Here is a 20,156-nt window from a genome sequence, read left to right on the forward strand (position 1 = left end):
CGTTTATCCTCCGCTCACCATTGGAATGACGGCGACCGTGTCTCCGTCTGCAACCGTATATTCGTCCGTCTCATAGCGCTCATTGACCGCGAACATGAGACGTTCCGCTCCCGACACGCCCCGCTCGGCCAAATCCGCTCGCAAGGCGGCGATTGTTTGGGGAGCCGAAACGGTATAGGACCGGACCGCCAACTCTTCTGCCACGTGGGCAAAACATAATACCTCAATCATGTGTACGTCACTCCTTCCGGGCGTCCTGGGTGTTGTTCTTTTTGATCACCCATCCATTTCGTGCCGTCGGTCCAATGCTCCCGTTTCCAAATTGGGACAATTTCTTTAATCCGTTCGATGGCGTAACGATTCGCCTCGTATGCGTCGGCGCGATGGGAAGAACTCGTCGCGATGACGACCGCTTCTTCCATGATATCGAGTCGTCCAATCCGGTGATGGATCGCCGTCAACGCACCAGGCCAACGTTCCGCCACTTCTTTCGCGATTTGTTCGAGCATCTTCTCGGCCATCGGTACGTATGATTCATACTCCAAGAGCTCAGTCTGTTTGGAACCCGTCATTTCTCGCACCGTCCCGATAAACAGCACGACCGCCCCGACGTTTCGATGCCGGACCGTTTCGTAAAGCGCCATCGGTTCGAGCGGATGTTCATTCACTTGATACCATTTCATTCTCCATCCACCTTTCCACTAAACGCATCAACCGGTCCTTGTCTGCCACGGAATCTCCGCGCGCGATCACGTTCGTCACATCGACCGGTTGTTCATGCCCGTCTCGCACGAGCACCACTTTCGGATAATCTTTCCGTTTGTATCCCTCGATGATCACGATGTCGACGTGCGCCTCGTACCAGTTGAGGAGCAACTCAAACGTGTCGACCGCTTGCCACTCGATTAACGTCCCGTCTTCACCGATCACACTCGATAGCACGGCACCAGCCAACGCGTGACGATGCGAGTCCGTCATCGGCAAGTCGAACGTCCCTCCGTGACCGTGGTGTTTGATGACACCGACACGGAGCCCCGTCGCCGACAAGCGTGCTGTCAGCTCAGAAACGAACGATGTTTTACCGCTATTTTGATAGCCGACCACTTGTAAAATCAAAGCTGATCGATGATTCGACATCGCACCGAGTCCCCTTTTTGAAACCCTCTCGTTCCGCCTGGCAGATGAATCAACGCGTTACACGTCGCGAGTGAGGAGACGATGCCCGACTTGTCTTTCCCGCTCGGATGAACCACCGTCTGCCCGGTCGCATCAATCGTCACATGTCCACGCACGAACCGGTCGAACGGATTCGTTTTCGGGAAATCGACACCAAGTTCCGCCTGGATGACAGGTCGCTCCGCTTGCCCGAATAACGTCTTCATATACGTGCCGACAAACAGTTCCGTTCCGACAAAACACGCCGACGGATTCCCGGATAATCCAAACAACAACCGATGTTCGACGTGCGCGACCGTCGTGACGGACCCTGGCCGCATCCCAACTTTATTAAACAGCACCGTCGCCCCGAGCGCCTCATATACATCCGGTAAATAATCAAAATCTCCGACCGATACCCCGCCTGTCGTGACGACGGCATCACTCGTCCGAAGTGCCTCGTCAATCGCCCGCTTTGTCGAAGCGAACGTATCCGGCAAGATACCGCCATATGTCGCCGCGCCACCGAGTGCCTCGATTTGAGCGAGAATCATATATGCATTCGAATTATAGATTTGCCCATCGGTTTTTTTCTGTCCCGGTTCAACGAGCTCATCACCGGTCGCAAACACGGTGATGTGCGGTTTTACGTATACGTCGACCTGCTCATACCCGAACGTAGCGAGCAAGGCGATGACGCCCGGATTAATGCGGGTGCCTCGGTCAACGATATTCGTCCCCGCCGTCATATCTTCCCCACGATAGGAAATATTGGCATCGCGGGCCGGTCGCTTGAACGTCACGACTCGTTCATCCGCTTGTGCGAGCTCGAGCATGACTACCGCATCGACTCCGTCTGGAATTTTTGCCCCGGTCATGATGCGAATCGCCTCGCCGGCGCGGAGCGGTTCTCCGACGTGTCCGGCTCCCTGAACGTATTGAATGGGTAATGTCACCGGTTCATCGCGGCTCGCTCTCAACAAATCCGCGGACTGGACAGCAAAACCGTCATACGGAGATTTATTAAATGCTGGAACGTCATGCGTCGCAGTGAGATCCATCGCTAAAATCCGGCCGTTCGCTCGATACAACGGTACCGTTTCCGTCCGACCTTTCCCCGTCGCTTCTTGGACACGGATGACCGCCTCGTCAACGGCGAGCGGCTTACGAAATAGCGTCGACATCTTTTCCATTACTCCACTTCCTTTCCTAGCAATTCTTCATAATCACTCGGTGTGTTCACATTTTTAAACCAGTCCCGTTCAGCAAACGAGACGATTGTCGCCTCTGTCAAGTGAGGCATGACCGCCCGTTCGCCTCGACGTAAAGCGGCTTCGAACTGGGACAGTATCGAGCGGGGATACAAGGCGATGAGCGGATGGATTCGATTATCTGCGTAGGCGACAACCGGCTGCTTCCCGCGTTCCGTCGCAAGCCGTTCGTAAACAGTCGGCGGCAACAAGGGCGTATCACACGCACAGACGGCATACCAATCAGACGGGACGTGCCGCATGACGGTGATGATGCCGGCGAGCGGTCCCATGCCACGCCATTCCATTTCATCTTCAAGTTGATATGAGGTTATCGACTGTCCGGCCGGTACGACGCTCCATTGGGACGTCGTCGTTGTAGCGAGTGTCTGTCGCGCCCGCTCTTCAAACGAGATGTCCTCATAACAGGCTTGCCATTTAGGGGATCCGAACCGGCGCGATTTTCCGCCTGCCAAGACGATGCCGATCATCGCGTCGCTTCCCAGACGATATGGGAGAGCTCAGGGAGAATCAAGCGAGTCATCGCCAAGTCGACGGCGCCTCGCGACCCTGGCATCGAAAAGATGATCGTATCCCCGATGCGTCCTGCTAAAGCTCGCGACAACATCGCCGCCGGTCCGATATCTTCCGTGAAGCTGACATAGCGAAACAACTCGCCGAAGCCGACCATTTCTCGGTCAAGCAGCGGTCGAATCGTCTCAATGGTGACGTCCCGTTTCGTGATGCCCGTTCCCCCGGTCGTCAAGATGACGTCCATTTTTTCGTCGACCATTCGTCTGACGGCCGCTTCGATTTCAAATGAGTCATCTTTCGTGATCTCACGGTATGTGACCGTATGTGCTTCTTCTTTTAATAGCGTACAAATATGTTCGCCAGACACGTCCGTATCCAGTGTTCGCGTATCCGAGATCGTCAAAATCGCTGCCCGGACACGCTGTGTGTTTTGATGTACATGGTTGTGTGCTTGCATCGTCTTCATCCTCCGATATAACTCATTTCAATTCGGTTTCGCGTCCGACTCCCAGTTCGCGACCGTTCTTCCGAATAGCGGTCGTCCCGTACTTCCCATACCATTTTTAGTGTCATGGCAATCAATTCATCGCTCGCCCCACTGCGGAGCAATTCGCGGATATCGGTCCCGTCTTCTGCGAACAGGCACGTGTACCATTTGCCGTCACTCGATAGGCGACCTCGCGTACACGTTCCGCAGAACGGTTGGCTGACCGAAGAGATGAAGCCGACTTGCGCCCCATCCGTGTAACGGTAACGTTGCGCGACTTCGCCTAGTGTTTCGGGTGCAAGCGGTTCAAGTAATCCATTTCGTTGTTTCAACACCTCAAGAATCGATTCAGACGACACAACATGTTCGACGTTCCATTCATTCGCCGTGCCGACATCCATGAACTCGATGTAACGGAGTGTGATGTTCCGTTCTTTGAAATAAGCGGCCATCGAGGCGACTTCATGATCGTTCCAGCCTTTTCGGACGACCATGTTCACTTTCACTTCGAGCCCTTGCCGTTTCGCCTCATCGATTCCTCGTAATACCGTCTCGGGCGACGTGCCGCGTCCGTTCATCATCCCGAACGTCTCGGCCGATAAGGCGTCTAGACTGACGTTGACCCGGTCGAGCCCAGCTTGCTTCAACACTTTCGCCATCCGTTCTAAATAGACGCCGTTCGTCGTCAACCCGATAGTCTCGATGGTCGTGACCGCGCGAAGGCGGCGAATCAGTTCATCGAGATTCGGCCTGAGTAGAGGTTCGCCCCCGGTCAGACGCACTTTTTTCACGCCGTGTGGGGCGATGATGCGAACGAAGCGCTCGATCTCGTCAAACGATAACAACTCATCTCGTTTTAAAAATTGGTGGTGGCGGAACGCTTCTTCCGGCATGCAGTATCGGCAACGAAAGTTGCATTTATCAATGACTGAGATGCGTAAGTCTTCCAACGGTCGTCTCCGCCGATCGGTCCATGGTGTCATCTTGGTTCATCCTTTCTATCCATCAACGACAGCAGGGACCCTCACAGTCCCTGCGTCGATTTGTCAGCGAATCGGCTTCTCAGCACCGCTGCGCAAGTAATAATAAATTGTGGTGGCAATCGAGATCGCATAGAGCCCTAGCATGACGAACAACGCACCGTTGAACGAACCGACGAGCTCGAGCGACCAACCGAACATCTTCGGAATGAAGAATGCGCCGTAAGCAGCAAACGCTGCCGAAAATCCGACGACGGCCGGTGTCTTCGTCGCCACGAACACGTGAGGAATCATCGCGAACGTCGCTCCAGAGTTGAGTCCTGTTGCGATGAACAAGACGACGAAGGAGATGAAAAACATCGTCAAGTTGCTGTTCGTGATGGCCATAATGACACTGATCGTACCGAGCGCCATGATTCCGAACACGATCAATGTCACTTTGGCCGCTCCGATCTTATCACTGATCCAACCCCCGAACGGACGCGAAGAGGCGCCAAGGAATGCACCAAGGAAGGCGAGCGCCATCAAGTCCGACTCAGGGAACTTTAACTTTAAAATCATCGGGAACGCTGCGGCATATCCAATGAAGGAACCGAACGCCGCCGTGTAGAGCAATGTTTGAATCCAAAAATGTTTGTCTTTAAACACGCTCGCCTGTTCACGAAGCGATTGACGAGCAGTCGGTAAGTTATCCATGAACAAGTATGCGCAGACCGTCAAAATGATGGTCGGCACGACCCAAAGGAGCGCGGCGTTTTGAAGCCAAATCTCTTCGCCGGTCTCGGTCACGAGGGCGTTCCCACCGATGAACCCGAAAATACTTGTCGTGATGACGAGCGGTGTGATCAATTGGACGAGCGAGACGCCCAAGTTTCCGATGCCTCCGTTAATCCCTAGCGCCGTCCCTTTTTTCGCTTTCGGATAAAACGCGCCGATGTTGGCGTTTGATGACGAGAAGTTTCCGCCGCCTAGTCCGCAAAGTGCGGCCAAAATCATGAATACCCAATACGGCGTATTGACGTTTTGAACGGCATAGGCAATGCCTAGGAGCGGCAACAACAAAATCGATGTCGAGAAGATCGTCCAGTTCCGACCGCCGAATATACTGTTTGCGAACGTATAGAAAAAGCGCAACGTCGCCCCGACAAGTCCAGGCAGTGCGGCCAACGTGAACAACTGGCCTTGCGTAAAGCTAAACCCGATCGAATTCAATTGGACGGCTGCGACCGACCACATTTGCCAGACGATGAATGCAAGCGTCAGTGCCGGGACCGAAACGAGCAAGTTCCGATTGGCGACTTGTTTTCCCGTTCCTTCCCAAAATCCCACATCCTCTGGCTTCCACTCGGCGAGTGCGTGTGACCCTTTGTCTAATTGTTGCATGGTCTATCCCTCCTCTTAACGGTTCAATTCGTACCCTAATCCCATCCTATCGACCGTCCTCTTAAAAAAGTGTGCCTTCTTTCACACTTATTTCGCATCTTGAGTTTTTTTCTCACCCTGTCATCAATCTGTGACAAAATCGCCTATCTTTTGTTTCTGTGACATTGAACACAGAAAAACCCTCCTCTATTCCTTACGATAAGGAATAGAGGAGGGATTAATTTGTCACATCTCATTCAAATCCACTGTGCGCCCGAAGTTCGCTTGGCGCTACAACCATATTTCTTCAGTCAAGACGGGGCCCACGTGTTCCGTGTCTTCGGCGTCGCGATCGCCGAGGCTGCGTTCACCGAAACGGGGCTCGATATCACATTCCCACTTGAAAGTCCGTTAGAAGAACTAGAAGCGCTGCACACCTTGCTCGTTCGGATCGACACTCACCATGACGTGACGATCGATGATACCCAGGCAGTTATCGGTTACTTAGGGGACGGGACCAAGGTCACCGTTTATCGCCATTTCAAACGATGGCTCGACTTTTTATCTGCAGCGCGTGTCCGCTCGATGGAAGGTGTCGTCGTCGAGGTCCGTGCCAACGGGATCAAGCTAGCCGAAGGCGTGCTCCGGTCTTATGAATTGATGGAAGATGGCGAGTTTTATGTATCGGCCTGTACAATCGAGACCGATGGATTGGAGCATTTTGAAGGCGAGCTATCGCTTGCCGCCGTAATGTGATCAATCGATGACACAGACCGAGACCGGACAGTCCTCACAATGGTTGAGCAGTTTCAACCGGTCGAGGTCATGGATAATGATTTGACGGGAAGGGAGTGAAATAATCCCTTCTTGGGCGAGCTCGTTCAACATGCGATTCACGCGTTCACGCGATGTCCCGCAATAGTTGGCGAGCTCTTGGTTTTTCAGTTTCAAGTCGATGAGAATGCCGTCTTCGACTTCCACCCCATAGCTGTTCGCCATACGAATGAGCGTCGAGTAGAGCGCTCCTTTTTTCCCGTTCAGCACCAAGTCTCTAAATTTCGTATGCTGTTTCCGCATATGTTCGTTGATCATGACCATGAACTCGCGCACGAATTCCGGGTTCGACGACAAAATCATCGTTTCAATACGCTCGATTTTGACCGCATAAATTTCACTATCTTCTAACGCCTTGGCGTTAAATAAATATTTTGGTTCGATTGCGAATAACGTCAACTCTCCGCAACAAGCCTCAGCGCTTAAACAACGTAACGTCAATTCTTTTCCATTTTCCGTCAATTTCGAAATTTGAATCAGTCCACTCTTTACAATATAAAATTCAGCTGCATCTTCTTGTTCTCGGAACAGAAAACCGCCTTTTGGGACATGAATGATTCGATGTGCCAATTTTTTTGTTTCCTCGAGCACCATCGCTTTAGTTGAATGAGCCATTTCCACCGACCTTCCTTAAAACACGTTGCGCCATATGAAAGCTTGCCTTCATTCTAAACACAAACCCCCTCGAAACGCAATCAACATTTGGAAGCGTTTCAAGGGGAGGACTATTCTTTCGTACGATATTCAATTTTTTTCCAATATCGATATAATAAGCCGATCAATCCGACATTGATGACGGCGATGATCATATACAGTCGCATCGAGGCGTGATCATACACCATGTAGCTCTCGATTGTATATTGCAAGAGTATCATGTTCGTCGCGAGCAATATGACCAATCCGATTAAACTCCAACCGTTACGCCCCATGATGAATCTCTCTTCCGACCGCAAAAATCTTCCCGTTCTCGATTTCAAGCAAGATTTTAGGGAGTTCCCGCTGCGGCGGACCGGCCTGTGGTTGGCCGTCGACACCGAAGTAACCACGATGGCACGGACAAAGAAGAACATCTTCTTCCTCCACATAAAACACTGGGCACTGCAGATGAGTGCATTTGTTGTTATAGGCGACGAATTCACCATTCTTTAAATGAACGAGCAACGATGGTTCCGTACCCGGATATTCAAATTCGAGTGATTTCCCGCGCTCTAGCGCCTCGACCGTCGTGATGAACTGACGGTCGGTTCTCGGCTCGCTTCGAACGAAGGCCGCGATATTGAACGGGATAGTCGCGAGACCGAGTGCGATACCTGCGCCGAACGTTGATTTGATGAACGCCCGTCGATTCAGTTTCACGTCATCGGCCCGACTCAAGTTATCGACGAGTTCGGATAAGCGTTCCCGGTCTTTTGATTCATTCGACATAAGTCATCTTCCTTTCCATCTCAATCGGAATAGACGCCAAAGAATTCAGGGACGTAATTCCATTTATCGTCTTGCGAAGGCTTTTTCCCTTCGATCATGTTCATTTGGACGCGTTGACGACGGAGTTGCATCATCTCGTCATGGTCGATGAAGCGAATCGCATCCGACGGACAAACCGACGCACACATCGGCGCGATATCATGTTTGGAGCGGTCGTAACACATGTCGCACTTATACATCTTATTCTTCTCAAAGTCGAACTTCGGAATCCCGAACGGACAAGCGAACGTACAGTTCCGGCAGCCGATACATTTTTCTTCTGAAGCCGATAACACGACGCCCTCTGGCGTGATTTGAATCGCATTCGCCGGACATACTTGAGCACAAGCCGGATTTTTACACTGCATACAGATCATCGGGAACGTCTGACGGTTCTCCGAGAAATCGATATAATCCACATAGTTGCGCTCGAGCCCCTCGTGGTCCCCGCATTCGCGGCAAGCTGCCTGACAGGCCCGACAGCCGATACAACGTTCAAACTCTAAATACATGACCTTATTCATTTCGTATGAACCTCCTCATCCATGACGTGACAGCTCGTCGCAATCGCATGGTCCGCCATGAACGGCACGCTTGATCCGAGCGGGACCGTCAACGGATTAATGTGTAACGGTGTGTTGGCCGGTAACTTTTTCATTTGTACCGCACATACCTTGAACTCCGGCATGCGTGACATCGGATCGAGACACGGGTTCGTCAATTGATTGATGGCAAGCTCCTTGCCCCAATGATAAGGGACGAAGACCGTATCTTTTCGAATCGCCTTCGTCAAACGTGCTTCGACGACAATCGACCCGCGACGTGTGCGAAGCTCGACTTTGTCGCCCGTTTGAAGGCCATAACTTGATGCTAACTCCGGATGGATCTCCACGAACGGCAGTTTTGACATCGTGCTCAAGAAGTCGACACGGCGCGTCTGATTGCCCGATAAGTAGTGGAAGACGACCCGACCTGTCGTGAGCGTGACCGGATATTCTTCATTCGCATATTCACCGGCCGGCCGATATGTGACGACAGGCAAATTTGCTTTTCCATTCGCCGTTCCAAACCGTTCTTTGAACATCGTCGGTGTGCCGGGATGATCTTCGGACGGACATGGCCAAAAGACACCATACTCGTCGTCGATTCGTTCCCATGTGATCCCAGAGTAGTCAGCCGCTCCACCTTTCGTCGCGATGCGGAACTCTTCCCAGATGTCACGCGCCGTCTCATACGGGAAGTACTGTCCGCGTCCCATCCGCTCAGCGATCCGCTTCATGATTTCCCAGTCTGGAAGCGAATCCCCGAGCGGTTCGCGCACTTTTCGGATCCGAATGACTCGTCCTTCTAAGTTTGTCGTCGTCCCTTCGTCTTCGGCCCACGAACAAGCCGGTAAGACGACATCCGCGAACTCACAAGATTCCGACATGAAGAAGTCACTAACGACGAAGAAATCGAGTTTGTTGAAACTGTCCCACACGTACGGAAGGTTCGGTGCCGAAACGGCTGGGTTCGAACACATGAGGTGCATCGCCCGAATCGTTCCCGCTTGAATCTCATCGAACATTTCGAACGCGGACACACCTGGTTTTGGCATCTCGGAAGGATCGATGCCCCAAACCCCGCTCACATATTCAACGGCTTTCGGGTCAGTTAATTTCCGGTAGCCTGGTAACAGGTCTGCTTTTTGTCCATGTTCTCGTCCACCTTGCCCATTCCCTTGCCCCGTCATCGTGGCGACGCCCGAAGCAAACTTCCCAACCATGCCTCGTAAGAGCGCCATCGACGTATAGAGCGAGACATTGTCGACGCCTTTTGACTGTTGTTCGACGCCGCGGGCGAACAACATGACCGAACGTGGGCTCTTCCCGTAAATATGACCGGCCTTCTCGAGTTTTTCGATGGCGACACCGGTCACCTCACTCGTCCGTTCGAGCGTCCAGTCTCGGACCGACGCTTTCAACTCTTCGTAGTTATCGCAACGCTCATCCACGTACGCTTGATCAACATAATCGTGTTCGACTAAAAAGTTGAGCAGTCCCATCGCAAGCGCCGCATCCGTCCCTGGCTTCAAATCGAGATGGACATCGGCGACGCGCGCCATCGGAATTTCACGCGGGTCGGCGACGATGATTTTCGCGCCTTTGTCTTTCGCCTTCCAAATATGTTGCGTCGTCGTCGGATGACATTCGGCGATATTCGAACCGGCGACAAAGAATGTGTCGACGTGCTCGAACTCCGTCCACGGAAGCGTCGCTCCGCGGTCAATCCCAAGTGTCTTTAAGAAACCGCCGGCAGCTGACGACATGCAGAAGCGACCGTTGTAATCGATGAACCGTGTGCCGAGTGCGACCCGCGCATACTTCCCGACGAGGTAACATTTTTCATTCGTCATCGAGACGCCGCCGAAGACGGACACCGCATCTTTCCCATGCTCTCGTTGAATGCGTTTAAAGTTCGCTTCGATCACGTCGAGTGCTTCTTCCCATGTCGCTTTCTCAAACTTGCCGTTCCGTTTGATGAGCGGAGTCATGATGCGGTCCGGATGTTCGATCGTTTGATAGGCCGTGACGCCTTTCGGACAAAGTTTTCCTTTGTTGACCGGGAAATCGTAGCGTGGTTCAACGCCTTTGACGGCCCCGGTTTTCTCATCGACCCGGATATGCATGCCGCACTGCATGCCACAGTAACAGCAATGGGTTGTAATCAATTTTTCGCCTGGTTTGATTAAGTTCTGTACTTCTGGCGACGTTAAAAAGTCACTCATCGTCTTCCCCTCCATAGAACGTTTCCGCTCTTCGTTTTGAAAATCCACTGACGTGATAGCCGTTAATCGTTTGAAGCGGATAATGCATCCCGTCACTTCCAGGCCGTCCGAGCGCCGAATCGAGCCGGGCCCGACGACGACAGCCGTGACAGAGGTCTTGGACCGTGTGCGCCGCATCGACTTTCACGAGTTGGTCCGACCCTTCGAGCAATTGTTTCACTTGTTCAATCTCTTCAAGCGTGCCGATCGGTTCGCCGCACTTAACGCACAGGTGTCTCATCTTTTGCCTCACCTTTCGTCTCCTTCGGTCGGCCGAATCCTGGCATCGACATGCCCGTGTTCGTATCGACCGGGTGTGTCGGTAACTGGCCGTTCATCAAGTTCAATTGCATCTTCACACGCATCGAACGTCGACACGGTTGGCAGTAATCGGAGAGCTGGGTCCCGTCACTGAGCCCGAGCTGGATCGTCTGTGCTTGCAAAATCGCTTGGACGTCCTCGACTTGATTGTCCGTCGCATAACGTGTCCCGCACCCGGCGCAGACACGGGTCTCATCCGCTTCGACTTCCCGGTAGTTCATCGGGACACTGGCCGCCATCGGTCGGACCGGCAAGTGGAACAGTTTACCGAACGGGAAGTAACATAAAAAGATGATGACGGTCAATTGATGGAACAAGGCGAGCTCGTGATGGATGAAGCCTCCGAAGAACACGTACGAAACGGTCAACAACAACCCCGAGACAGTGACGATGAGCAACATGAGGAGCGGTAAAATATCAAATTCGAACCGCTGGGTCACTTTCACGTCCTGGTCGTTGATCCGGCGATAGAGTGCCATGAGCACGCCGACGAGCAACATGAGCGCGGTGATGTTCAACCCGTTATAGACGAGCTCCGCGAACAACCCGTGCGCAGCCATCTTGATGGTCGGGATGTTAAAGACGACAATCTGATACGTCTCGATATCAATCAAATCAAACCGCATCCATTGGAACGTCAGCCCGAATGTGATGGCGAACGACCCGAGACATCCCCAGGCAATCAACATATGTTGGGTCCAGCGGTACCAGCCACGTTCCCAGATGAACTTCTGTAAGACAATATTGTTGACGGTCGTGGCGGCGACGGCCTTGCTGGCCCGTTTTTTTTCTGCCTTCATTTGTTTGAGGCTCCGCTTCAATACTTGTGAGGTGGCCGGCCGTGCAAAAAATAACGTCAAGCGGACGACCATCCCAATCATGCAAATGACGGCGGCGATATAGTAGCCGAACAGCGCCATGTCTACGTGCTCAAATCCTGCCGAGGCGATCCATGTCGAGAGCACCAAGACGGTGAATCCTACGAACGACCACTTTGCGGCGGTCGAATAAAAATAACGATCGGACATATGTGTTCCCCCTTCTCTTTCCGAGCGACTTCATAGTTTCATCATAAAGATGACATCTCGACTTAACTGTTACTTTTTTCACAGATAAGCGATTCGAGACGTGACAGAATAATGAACGAAGGAGGCGTTCCCTTATGAAATCATCGCTTAAAATCATGTTATTCCTCACCATCGCGGCCATGCTCGTCGTCTTTTCCATCGGTTTCGTCTTCGCCAATCGAGCGACGACCGAACCAGATGTCGAGGGGTATGTGATTGAAATAAATGAATCTGACCGCACCGCACTCGTCATCAGCGGAATTACCGCAGAAGAGGCCACGCTCTCTCCTGACACCTTGTTCGCACAAAGTGAACCGGAAGACGTAAGCTGGTTCAAGTTTCAAGTGAAAGCCACGTTCAAGCAAATCACTGTCGGGGACCACGTCCACATTTGGAAAAAGACCGGTCCGAGTATCTTAAATACTCCGAACCGGTCTTATGTGAAAAAAATCGACGTGATCGACTAATATGAACGCTTGCCGTAACGTTCACTTAGCCAGAGGACTAAAAACGCCAAACCAACTAACCATCCGCTCCACACGAGTGCCTGGGTCATATCACCGTTGATTGTCGCCACATAAATCGCTGTGGCGAGCGTCATCGTCTCGCCCGGGATATTTCCGGCAATCATCATCGTGATCCCAAACTCGCCGATTGACCGTGCAAAACCAAGGACAAACCCACTCGTCAACGCAGGTAACAGCAGCGGAATCGTCACGTAGGTGAACAGTTGGCGCTCTGACCCACCGAGCACGCGTCCGGCCTCATACCATTCCGCATCGAGTTGTTTAAGACCGAGACGAATCGTTTGGTAGATGAGCGGAAACGCGGCCAAGGCGGATGCGATGATGTTCGCCTGTTTCGTGAACAAGATCGTAATCGGTAACAATCCACCGATCCCGTTGTTCCCGAGGACAATCAAGGCGTATAGTCCGATGACTGTCGGCGGCAAGATGAGCGGCAGTAAAAACACCGTCTCGAGTAGCCGCTTTCCTTTGAATTGACGGTGATGCATGAAATAAGCCGTTCCGAAGGCGAGGACGAAGGCGCTCACCGTCGCCATCATCCCGACTTCGAATGTGAGTTGAAGTGGATGTTGCGTCATTTAGAAAATCCTTTCGCTAAAAAGTGAGCTTGGATATCATCGTCAAACAAACGCGCGTACACATCGTGTACGTATGGGTTGTGCGTCAACCGGACCGCCGGATACGCGATCGTACCCGTCGCTTCAAACGGGACCGACTGAAGCGACTCGACGTCCGTCGTCAGTTCCGTCTTATAGACGAATCCCGCATTGGCGTCGCCTTGTTCGATGAGCGTCAATACTTGTCTTACATTCTGGGCGAACATGATTCGCGGTTCCACTTCTTCCCACACGCCTTCCACTTCTAGCGCCGCTTTCGCGTAGCGACCGGCCGGGACATTGACCGGGTCACCGATGACGATCCGAGCACATGCGTTTAAGTCGTACCATGTCTCCGCGCACGGTTTCCCTTTCGGTGTCACGAGCCACAGCTCGTTATACAAGAACGCATCCCGCTCTAGAATCGGGATTTGTAGTCGGTCGACATCATCAACGCTCGCGGCTAAAAAGATATCTGCCGGAGACCCGTGATCGATTTGTGCTCGCAAGGCGCCGCTCCCGTTCGTCACGACTCGAACATCGATCCCATCGAACTCTGCTTCAAGTTGTCGCTCGACCGCTTCTAAAGCCGGTCCTAAGCTTGCCGCCGCCAAAATGGTCACGGTGTCCTCCGAATCTGAACTCGACCAGACTTGACTTAGTAATAAGGCGACCGTCACCCCTATGATGACTTCACTCACCCGTTTCATGATTAATCACTCCTTTGCCTCCCCTTTATCGTAGCGCTTGATTTGCCTCCCATCTGTATCAAACGTCACAAAAAGACACCTCTACGTAAGTAGGGGTGTGCCACTGCTTAAGCGAACGCGCGCGCCCGCGGGAATAAAATGTTGTTTTCGAGATGAATGTGTTCAAACGTATCCGATTCGAGCGCTTCTAACCGTTGATAGACAAGACGATACGTCCCACACGCTCCTTCAGGCGGCGTATAGTCGTTTGTGATCTGACGCAACTCTTTTAAAATGTCCCCGGCTGCTGCATGTTCTGACTCGAGCGAGGCCAAGATGCTATCAAGCTCCCGTCTCGTTTCAGCTGTCGGTGCGGTCTCGTGACGAAGCAGCGTCGGGAAGTCTTCTGTCTCTTCTTTGACGATATGTTGTTCAAGTTCCACTTTCAATTGATTGAACAGTTGATGAATGCGTCCGAGGTGCGGATGATTTTGTCCGTGGACCCGGAACACTTTTGTCACATATGGTGTGAGCTGTGGCAATTCGTCCGTCAAAAATTGGTGATGCTTATAAATGATGTGCTCAATCAATTCCGAAGAAGAAGCGGCATCCCAATCGATGCTCTTCTCGTTCATCTCTTGCTTGCGTTGATAGAGCGCATTAACTTCTTCTAAAATGTCTTCCGTCGACCGTTTCGATTTGTCAGTCGCTTCAGCGAGTGGTCGGTTGCCGCCACAACAAAAATCGATTCGGTTCCGTTTGAAAATGTCTGCCGCTTGCGGGCATTGTTTGACGATTTCAGATACGTGCGTATCGCCCGTGAATGTCTGTGTCATCTGTCATAACCTCCATATTCATTTTGACATGTTCAGCGTAGCAAGAGTTCGACAACAAAAATGTGAAATACGTCACATTTAAGTGAACAGGATGCAGGTGTTCCAAATTTGGACACAAAAAACCCCTCTTGTCGAGGGGCATCGCTCAATGCAACGGTGTTTCAAACTGTTCAGTCTCGGTCGAACCTGCGAGCGCTGTTGTTGATGATTGTCCACCTGAGATGACGAGCGAGACTTCATCGAAGTAACCCGTTCCGACTTCACGCTGATGACGTGTCGCCGTGTAACCATGTACTTCAGCCGCAAATTCTGCTTGCTGTAACTCCGAGTACGCCGCCATGCCACGATCTTTGTAACCGCGTGCGAGCTCAAACATGCCGAAGTTGAGCGCGTGGAATCCAGCGAGTGTAACGAACTGGAACTTGTATCCCATTGCGCCGATTTCTTGTTGGAACGTGGCGATCTCTTCGTCTGACAGCTTCTTCTTCCAGTTGAACGATGGCGAGCAGTTGTAAGCGAGAAGTTTGCCTGGATACTTCGCATGAATCGCTTCGGCAAATTGACGTGCCTCTGCCAAATCTGGTTCGGACGTCTCACACCAGACGAGGTCTGCATACGGTGCATAAGCGAGACCACGAGCGATTGCTTGCTCGATACCAGCTTCCGTACGATAGAAGCCTTCCGGCGTACGCTCTCCAATGATGAACGGATGATCGATTGGGTCGATGTCGCTCGTGATCAAGTTCGCCGCGTGCGCATCTGTCCGCGCTACGATGATTGTCGGGACACCCATGACGTCTGCCGCGAGTCGAGCCGAAATCAAGTTTTTCACAGCCGTCTGCGTCGGGAGTAACACCTTCCCACCGAGGTGACCACATTTCTTCTCAGACGAGAGCTGGTCTTCAAGGTGAACGCCGGCTGCCCCCGCTTCAATCATTGCCTTCGTCAGTTCGAATACGTTGAGTACCCCACCAAAACCGGCTTCCATATCCGCGACAATCGGTGCGAACCAATGCGTGTCGCCTTTCCCTTCTGCCGTTTGAATTTGGTCAGCACGTTGAAGCGCTTGGTTGATTCGTTTGACGACACTTGGCACCGAGTTGGCCGGATATAGACTCTGGTCCGGATACATGTGACCCGACAGGTTCGCATCCGCCGCTACTTGCCAACCACTCAAATAGATGGCTTCGAGTCCTGCTTTTACTTGCTGAATCGCCTGGTTCCCTGTCAACGCACCGAGTGCATGGACGTAGTCACGCTCGTGCATCAATTGCCACAGGCGTTCCGCTCCTTTTGTCGCAAGCGTATGTTCAATCACGATAGACCCTCGTAATTTCATGACGTCTTCTACAGAGTATGGACGTTCTACCCCTTCAAATCGTTCTGACTTCCAGCTGTTCAACAATTCTTCGCGTTTTTTCATCAATAAACCCTCCTGTATTATATTAATTTTATAAAATTAAATTTGTTATATAACAGATAGTGCAAACGAAATGATTTAGTCGAGGTAAGCGCAGCATTCCAACGCTGCCTTAAACGTCGAATGCTCCATCCCGCAGCAACGACAGACATTTTCTTCGTCACGGTCCTCTGGTTTGCGGAAAACGACGACTTCATCGATCGGCTCTTTCATGATTTGGAGCGAACCATCTGCACGATCCAAGACGAGGCGCATCAAGTCGTTGCCGTATACGAATGCCGTATTCACCAAAGATGCTGTCGATTCTCCAGATACGATGCGGCGGACGACCCAACGTTCAATCAACTGTTCGCTTTCCATTTTTTTCGTTGTCATGATGAGATCCCTCCTTTAAGGTTTAACTCCACAGTTTGACGTTTCATAAATTCACGGCGGCGACGATGCAAGATTGGCTCCGTGTACCCGTTTGGCTGTTTCAACCCATGAAACACGAGTTCGTGAGCGGCTTGATAGGCGATTGACTGATCAACGTTCGGCGTCATCGGTCGATAATTCGGGTCTGACTCGTTTTGCTCATCGACGACTCGTGCCATCCGATAAAGGGTGACCTCGACTTGTTCTGCTGAACAGATGCCGTGATGCAACCAGTTGGCCACGTGTTGACTCGAAATCCGGAGTGTCGCCCGGTCTTCCATCAGTCCGACATGGTGAATATCCGGCACTTTCGAACAACCGACACCTTGTTCGACCCAACGGACGACGTACCCGAGCAATCCTTGCAAGTTGTTCTCAAGCTCTTCTTTAATCTCTTCTTGCGAATAGATGCGCATCGCGAGCGGGATATCAAGGAGCTGTTGTCGTTCATGTTTTAAAACAGGCTGTTGGATCAATTCTCGCTGTACATCAAAAGCATCGAGTTGATGATAGTGCATCGCATGGAGCGTCGCCGCGGTCGGTGATGGCACCCATGCCGTCGTTGCCCCGGAGCGTACGTGTGCCAATTTTTCACGCATCATATCCTGCATTCGGTCGGGCATCGCCCACATCCCTTTTCCGATTTGTGCTTGATGATGGAACCCACTCTCGAGACCGATCCATACATTCAACCGTTCATATGCAGTGAGCCAAGGTGACGTCTTCATTTCTCCCTTCCGACGCATCGGTCCGAGCGTCATCGAGGAATGAATCTCGTCTCCCGTCCGGTCAAGGAAGCCCGTGTTGATGAAGACGACCCGTTCTTTTACTTGCGCGATACAATTTTTCAAGTTGAGCGACGTTCGTCTTTCTTCATCCATCACGCCGACTTTTAACGTATAGCGAGGAAGGTCCAGCAGATTTTCCACGGCATCAAACAAAACATTGGTGAATGCCACTTCTTCAGAGCCGTGCATTTTCGGCTTGACGATGTAAATCGATCCTTCCCGAGAGTTGAGACGACGATGAAGATGGCGACTTGCAATCAATGAAGTAAAGATGGCATCAACGACCCCCTCTGGTACCTCGCGACCTTCTGCATCAAGAATCAAGTCCGTCGTCATCAAGTGTCCAACGTTCCGAATGAACAAGAGCGCGCGTCCTGGGAGGACGACTTCCACCCCACCTTTTCCAAGCAAACGCTTGTCTTCGTTTAAACGCCGAGAGAGTCGCTTCCCGTCTTTTTGGAACGAGGCTTCAAGCGTCCCATCCATTAGACCGAGCCAATTACGATACAGATGAACTTTGTCTTCCGCGCAAACGGCTGCGACCGAGTCTTCACAATCCACGATTGCGGATAGGGCTGATTCGAGCTCGATGTCCATCAGTCCAGCAGGATCAATCTTTCCGATCGGATGCTCGCGGTCGAATTGAAGTTCAACGTGCAAGGCATTGTGCTGGAGCATCAACGTCTTCAACTCGTTCGGTTCCCCGGTGTAACCGACGAAAGAATCATCTGCGAACGAATGCTCGTCGTCCCCGATTACCGCATAAGCGACATCGTCACGAACGACGTATCGTGTCACTTCCTTGTGCGACCCTGATGGTAGCGGGAACGTGTCATCCAGAAACTGTTTCGCTAACCGAATGACCTCATTACCGCGAACGGGATTATATGCTCTTCCCTTTTCCATACCGTCTGTCTCGTCAATCATGTCCGTCCCATAAAGAGCGTCGTAGAGACTTCCCCATCTGGCGTTGGCGGCATTGAGTGCATATCTGGCATTGTCTAACGGTACGACGAGTTGCGGTCCCGCTTGATGAGCGATTTCGCGATCGACATTCAACACGTCGATATTAAAATCTTCGACGACCGGTTCGATATAGCCGATCGACGTTAAAAATGTCTCGTATTCGATTGGATCGACTTCGTCTTGCCTGCTGTACCATTCCTGTAACAATCGCTCGAATGTCTTGCGCTGCTCTAGAAGTGTCTGATTCACTGGAATGAAACGCTCTAGAAGCGATTCGACCCCTTCCCAAAAATCATTGATTTCATGAGGTTCAAGAACGTTTTTATTCACAAATTCGAGCAGTTTCTCATGAATATGATACTTATCTAGTCGTTCATAGTGTTCCAAGCGTTCACATCCTCCTTTAATCATTGTTATATATCAGTTGGTTATAATATAGACTATTATATAACAGTTTGACAACCTATTTTTTAAAACTTTTTATTTGAAATATCGTCAGGTTGGGTTTACTATACATTGTGTGACCCATCAATGATTGAGTCATCAATGATTTGAGGAGGCGATGTGCATGCGAGATTCTTGCTCGCTTCGTGATCAAATTCTCTATCACATCATCACTGTACAAAAAGAATTAGGGCAATTATTCGACTCTGAAATGGACGGGCTCAGCTTGAGTCGCTACGACATTTTGAGCAACTTGTATCACGTCGGTCCATTGCGGCAACGTGAATTGCAACAGCGCGTCGATGTCGACCATGCCGCCATCACCCGACACTTGAAACAGTTAGAGACACAAGGACTCATCACGCGGAGACGCTGTGAACAAGACAACCGTGTCATCTATGTTGAGTTGACAGACGATGGTCGTGAACAAATTGCACATTGGACTGAGCAAAAAGAGTGCTTAACGGACCGACTTTTTGTCAACATGAAGGTAGAGGATCAACAACAGTTATTAGCATCACTCACGATGTTACAAGATACTATTGACCATGAAAGGAAGACTACAATATGAACACTGCCACACAAAAAGACTTTATGGAGATTGTCAAAGGACGCCGCTCGATTCGTGTATACGATGAGAACGTCAAAATTTCAAAAGAAGAAATGACACAAATTCTTGAAGAAGCGACAACAGCTCCTTCATCCCTTAACTTACAGCCATGGCGCTTCGTCGTCATCGATAGCGCAGAAGGAAAAGAAACACTCCTCCCACTCGCAAGCTTCAACAAACGCCAAGTGGAAACATCTTCAGCTGTGATCGCACTCTTCGCCGACTATCAGATGGCAGATTACACAGAAGAGATTTTCGATACAGCAGTAGAGCGCGGTATGATGCCGGCTGAGGTCCGTGACCGTCAAGTCGACATGATCAAAGGCATCTTCAAAGATGCACCGAAAGAAATGATCAAAGATAGCATCATGCTCGATTCAGGTCTCGTTGCGATGCAGCTTATGCTCGTCGCACGCGCACACGGATATGACACAAACCCAATCGGTGGATATGATAAAGCGAACATCGCTGAAGCGTTCGGTCTCGACAAAGAGCGTTACCTCCCAGTCATGCTTCTCTCTATCGGGAAAGCAGCCGAAGAAGGTTACCCATCAGTCCGTTTCCCAGTCGACCGCATCACAGACTGGAAATAATTCAAAAAGGTCA

Annotated in this window: 25 protein-coding genes; 4 read left to right on the top strand and 21 right to left on the bottom strand. The window is 51.3% G+C overall.

The window, feature by feature from the left end; genetic code table 11:
• Nucleotides 1-3: 3 nt before the first annotated feature.
• From KNO69_RS11335 to KNO69_RS11370, 8 genes are all read right to left on the bottom strand, one after another.
• On the bottom strand, nt 4-231 hold the full coding sequence (locus tag KNO69_RS11335) for a MoaD/ThiS family protein (protein ID WP_015880400.1): 228 nt from the start codon (nt 229-231) through the stop codon (nt 4-6).
• On the bottom strand, nt 228-683 hold the full coding sequence (locus KNO69_RS11340) for a molybdenum cofactor biosynthesis protein MoaE (RefSeq protein ID WP_015880399.1): 456 nt from the start codon (nt 681-683) through the stop codon (nt 228-230). The genes KNO69_RS11335 and KNO69_RS11340 overlap by 4 nt, the downstream gene beginning before the upstream one ends.
• The gene (gene mobB / locus KNO69_RS11345) at nt 661-1,137 is read right to left on the bottom strand and encodes a molybdopterin-guanine dinucleotide biosynthesis protein B (RefSeq protein ID WP_015880398.1); all 477 of its coding nucleotides are present in this window, start codon (nt 1,135-1,137) and stop codon (nt 661-663) included. The genes KNO69_RS11340 and mobB overlap by 23 nt, the downstream gene beginning before the upstream one ends.
• Nucleotides 1,113-2,348, bottom strand: coding sequence for a molybdopterin molybdotransferase MoeA (locus KNO69_RS11350; RefSeq protein WP_015880397.1), 1,236 nt, complete (start codon nt 2,346-2,348; stop codon nt 1,113-1,115). The genes mobB and KNO69_RS11350 overlap by 25 nt, the downstream gene beginning before the upstream one ends.
• Nucleotides 2,348-2,896 (bottom strand): molybdenum cofactor guanylyltransferase, encoded by a 549-nt coding sequence (locus KNO69_RS11355; protein WP_214818107.1) that lies wholly within the window; start codon nt 2,894-2,896, stop codon nt 2,348-2,350. Before KNO69_RS11355 ends, KNO69_RS11350 begins: the two co-directional genes overlap by 1 nt.
• A complete protein-coding gene (locus KNO69_RS11360) occupies nt 2,893-3,396 on the bottom strand; it encodes a MogA/MoaB family molybdenum cofactor biosynthesis protein (RefSeq protein WP_015880395.1) in 504 nt (167 codons plus the stop codon). Before KNO69_RS11360 ends, KNO69_RS11355 begins: the two co-directional genes overlap by 4 nt.
• 5 nt (nt 3,397-3,401) lie before the next feature.
• A complete protein-coding gene (moaA, locus tag KNO69_RS11365) occupies nt 3,402-4,409 on the bottom strand; it encodes a GTP 3',8-cyclase MoaA (RefSeq protein WP_074035052.1) in 1,008 nt (335 codons plus the stop codon).
• A 63-nt stretch (nt 4,410-4,472) separates the two neighbouring features.
• Nucleotides 4,473-5,789, bottom strand: coding sequence for an MFS transporter (locus KNO69_RS11370; RefSeq protein ID WP_211781932.1), 1,317 nt, complete (start codon nt 5,787-5,789; stop codon nt 4,473-4,475).
• Nucleotides 5,790-6,011: 222 nt separating this feature from the next.
• Here KNO69_RS11370 and KNO69_RS11375 point away from each other — a divergent pair, with 222 nt between their 5' ends.
• Nucleotides 6,012-6,524 (top strand): hypothetical protein, encoded by a 513-nt coding sequence (locus KNO69_RS11375; RefSeq protein ID WP_214818110.1) that lies wholly within the window; start codon nt 6,012-6,014, stop codon nt 6,522-6,524.
• Here the strand turns inward: KNO69_RS11375 and KNO69_RS11380 are convergent, their stop codons facing one another.
• From KNO69_RS11380 to KNO69_RS11410, 7 genes are all read right to left on the bottom strand, one after another.
• Entirely contained in the window at nt 6,525-7,217 is a 693-nt protein-coding gene (locus KNO69_RS11380) for a Crp/Fnr family transcriptional regulator (protein WP_214775466.1), read from the bottom strand.
• A 110-nt stretch (nt 7,218-7,327) separates the two neighbouring features.
• Complete coding sequence (locus KNO69_RS11385) at nt 7,328-7,531, bottom strand: hypothetical protein (RefSeq protein WP_034780595.1); 204 nt, start codon at nt 7,529-7,531, stop codon at nt 7,328-7,330.
• Nucleotides 7,521-8,027, bottom strand: a complete 507-nt coding sequence (locus KNO69_RS11390; RefSeq protein ID WP_015880389.1) for a QcrA and Rieske domain-containing protein — start codon at nt 8,025-8,027, stop codon at nt 7,521-7,523. Before KNO69_RS11390 ends, KNO69_RS11385 begins: the two co-directional genes overlap by 11 nt.
• 20 nt (nt 8,028-8,047) lie before the next feature.
• Entirely contained in the window at nt 8,048-8,590 is a 543-nt protein-coding gene (locus KNO69_RS11395; RefSeq protein WP_015880388.1) for a 4Fe-4S dicluster domain-containing protein, read from the bottom strand.
• Nucleotides 8,587-10,833: a molybdopterin oxidoreductase family protein gene (locus KNO69_RS11400; protein ID WP_214818118.1), complete on the bottom strand. Its 2,247-nt coding sequence runs from the start codon at nt 10,831-10,833 to the stop codon at nt 8,587-8,589. Before KNO69_RS11400 ends, KNO69_RS11395 begins: the two co-directional genes overlap by 4 nt.
• Nucleotides 10,826-11,113, bottom strand: coding sequence for a hypothetical protein (locus KNO69_RS11405; protein ID WP_041917966.1), 288 nt, complete (start codon nt 11,111-11,113; stop codon nt 10,826-10,828). The genes KNO69_RS11400 and KNO69_RS11405 overlap by 8 nt, the downstream gene beginning before the upstream one ends.
• The gene (locus KNO69_RS11410) at nt 11,094-12,221 is read right to left on the bottom strand and encodes an MFS transporter (RefSeq protein WP_114164959.1); all 1,128 of its coding nucleotides are present in this window, start codon (nt 12,219-12,221) and stop codon (nt 11,094-11,096) included. Before KNO69_RS11410 ends, KNO69_RS11405 begins: the two co-directional genes overlap by 20 nt.
• Before the next feature lie 134 nt (nt 12,222-12,355).
• Between KNO69_RS11410 and KNO69_RS11415 the strand changes: the two genes are divergently transcribed.
• On the top strand, nt 12,356-12,727 hold the full coding sequence (locus KNO69_RS11415) for a DUF3221 domain-containing protein (protein WP_214818131.1): 372 nt from the start codon (nt 12,356-12,358) through the stop codon (nt 12,725-12,727).
• Here the strand turns inward: KNO69_RS11415 and modB are convergent.
• From modB to KNO69_RS11445, 6 genes are all read right to left on the bottom strand, one after another.
• Nucleotides 12,724-13,365 carry a molybdate ABC transporter permease subunit gene (gene modB, locus KNO69_RS11420; RefSeq protein ID WP_214818142.1) on the bottom strand — a complete coding sequence of 214 codons (642 nt, stop codon included), beginning with the start codon at nt 13,363-13,365 and terminating at the stop codon, nt 12,724-12,726. The genes KNO69_RS11415 and modB overlap by 4 nt on opposite strands.
• Nucleotides 13,362-14,093, bottom strand: coding sequence for a molybdate ABC transporter substrate-binding protein (modA, locus tag KNO69_RS11425; RefSeq protein WP_214818145.1), 732 nt, complete (start codon nt 14,091-14,093; stop codon nt 13,362-13,364). The genes modB and modA overlap by 4 nt, the downstream gene beginning before the upstream one ends.
• 107 nt (nt 14,094-14,200) lie before the next feature.
• Complete coding sequence (gene ric / locus KNO69_RS11430) at nt 14,201-14,908, bottom strand: iron-sulfur cluster repair di-iron protein (RefSeq protein ID WP_214775471.1); 708 nt, start codon at nt 14,906-14,908, stop codon at nt 14,201-14,203.
• A gap of 145 nt (nt 14,909-15,053) precedes the next feature.
• On the bottom strand, nt 15,054-16,331 hold the full coding sequence (aceA, locus tag KNO69_RS11435) for an isocitrate lyase (RefSeq protein ID WP_015880381.1): 1,278 nt from the start codon (nt 16,329-16,331) through the stop codon (nt 15,054-15,056).
• A gap of 75 nt (nt 16,332-16,406) precedes the next feature.
• A complete protein-coding gene (locus tag KNO69_RS11440) occupies nt 16,407-16,703 on the bottom strand; it encodes a hypothetical protein (protein ID WP_214818147.1) in 297 nt (98 codons plus the stop codon).
• Nucleotides 16,700-18,883, bottom strand: a complete 2,184-nt coding sequence (locus tag KNO69_RS11445) for a malate synthase G (RefSeq protein ID WP_214818149.1) — start codon at nt 18,881-18,883, stop codon at nt 16,700-16,702. The genes KNO69_RS11440 and KNO69_RS11445 overlap by 4 nt, the downstream gene beginning before the upstream one ends.
• A 181-nt stretch (nt 18,884-19,064) precedes the next feature.
• Between KNO69_RS11445 and KNO69_RS11450 the strand changes: the two genes are divergently transcribed.
• Both KNO69_RS11450 and KNO69_RS11455 read left to right on the top strand, forming a co-directional pair.
• On the top strand, nt 19,065-19,511 hold the full coding sequence (locus KNO69_RS11450) for a MarR family winged helix-turn-helix transcriptional regulator (RefSeq protein ID WP_078146066.1): 447 nt from the start codon (nt 19,065-19,067) through the stop codon (nt 19,509-19,511).
• Nucleotides 19,508-20,143 carry a nitroreductase family protein gene (locus tag KNO69_RS11455; protein WP_015880377.1) on the top strand — a complete coding sequence of 212 codons (636 nt, stop codon included), beginning with the start codon at nt 19,508-19,510 and terminating at the stop codon, nt 20,141-20,143. Before KNO69_RS11450 ends, KNO69_RS11455 begins: the two co-directional genes overlap by 4 nt.
• The last annotated feature ends 13 nt before the right edge of the window (nt 20,144-20,156 follow it).

Origin of the sequence: Exiguobacterium sp. s131, from assembly GCF_018617345.1 — a bacterium.
GTDB classification, from domain to species: domain Bacteria; phylum Bacillota; class Bacilli; order Exiguobacteriales; family Exiguobacteriaceae; genus Exiguobacterium; species Exiguobacterium profundum.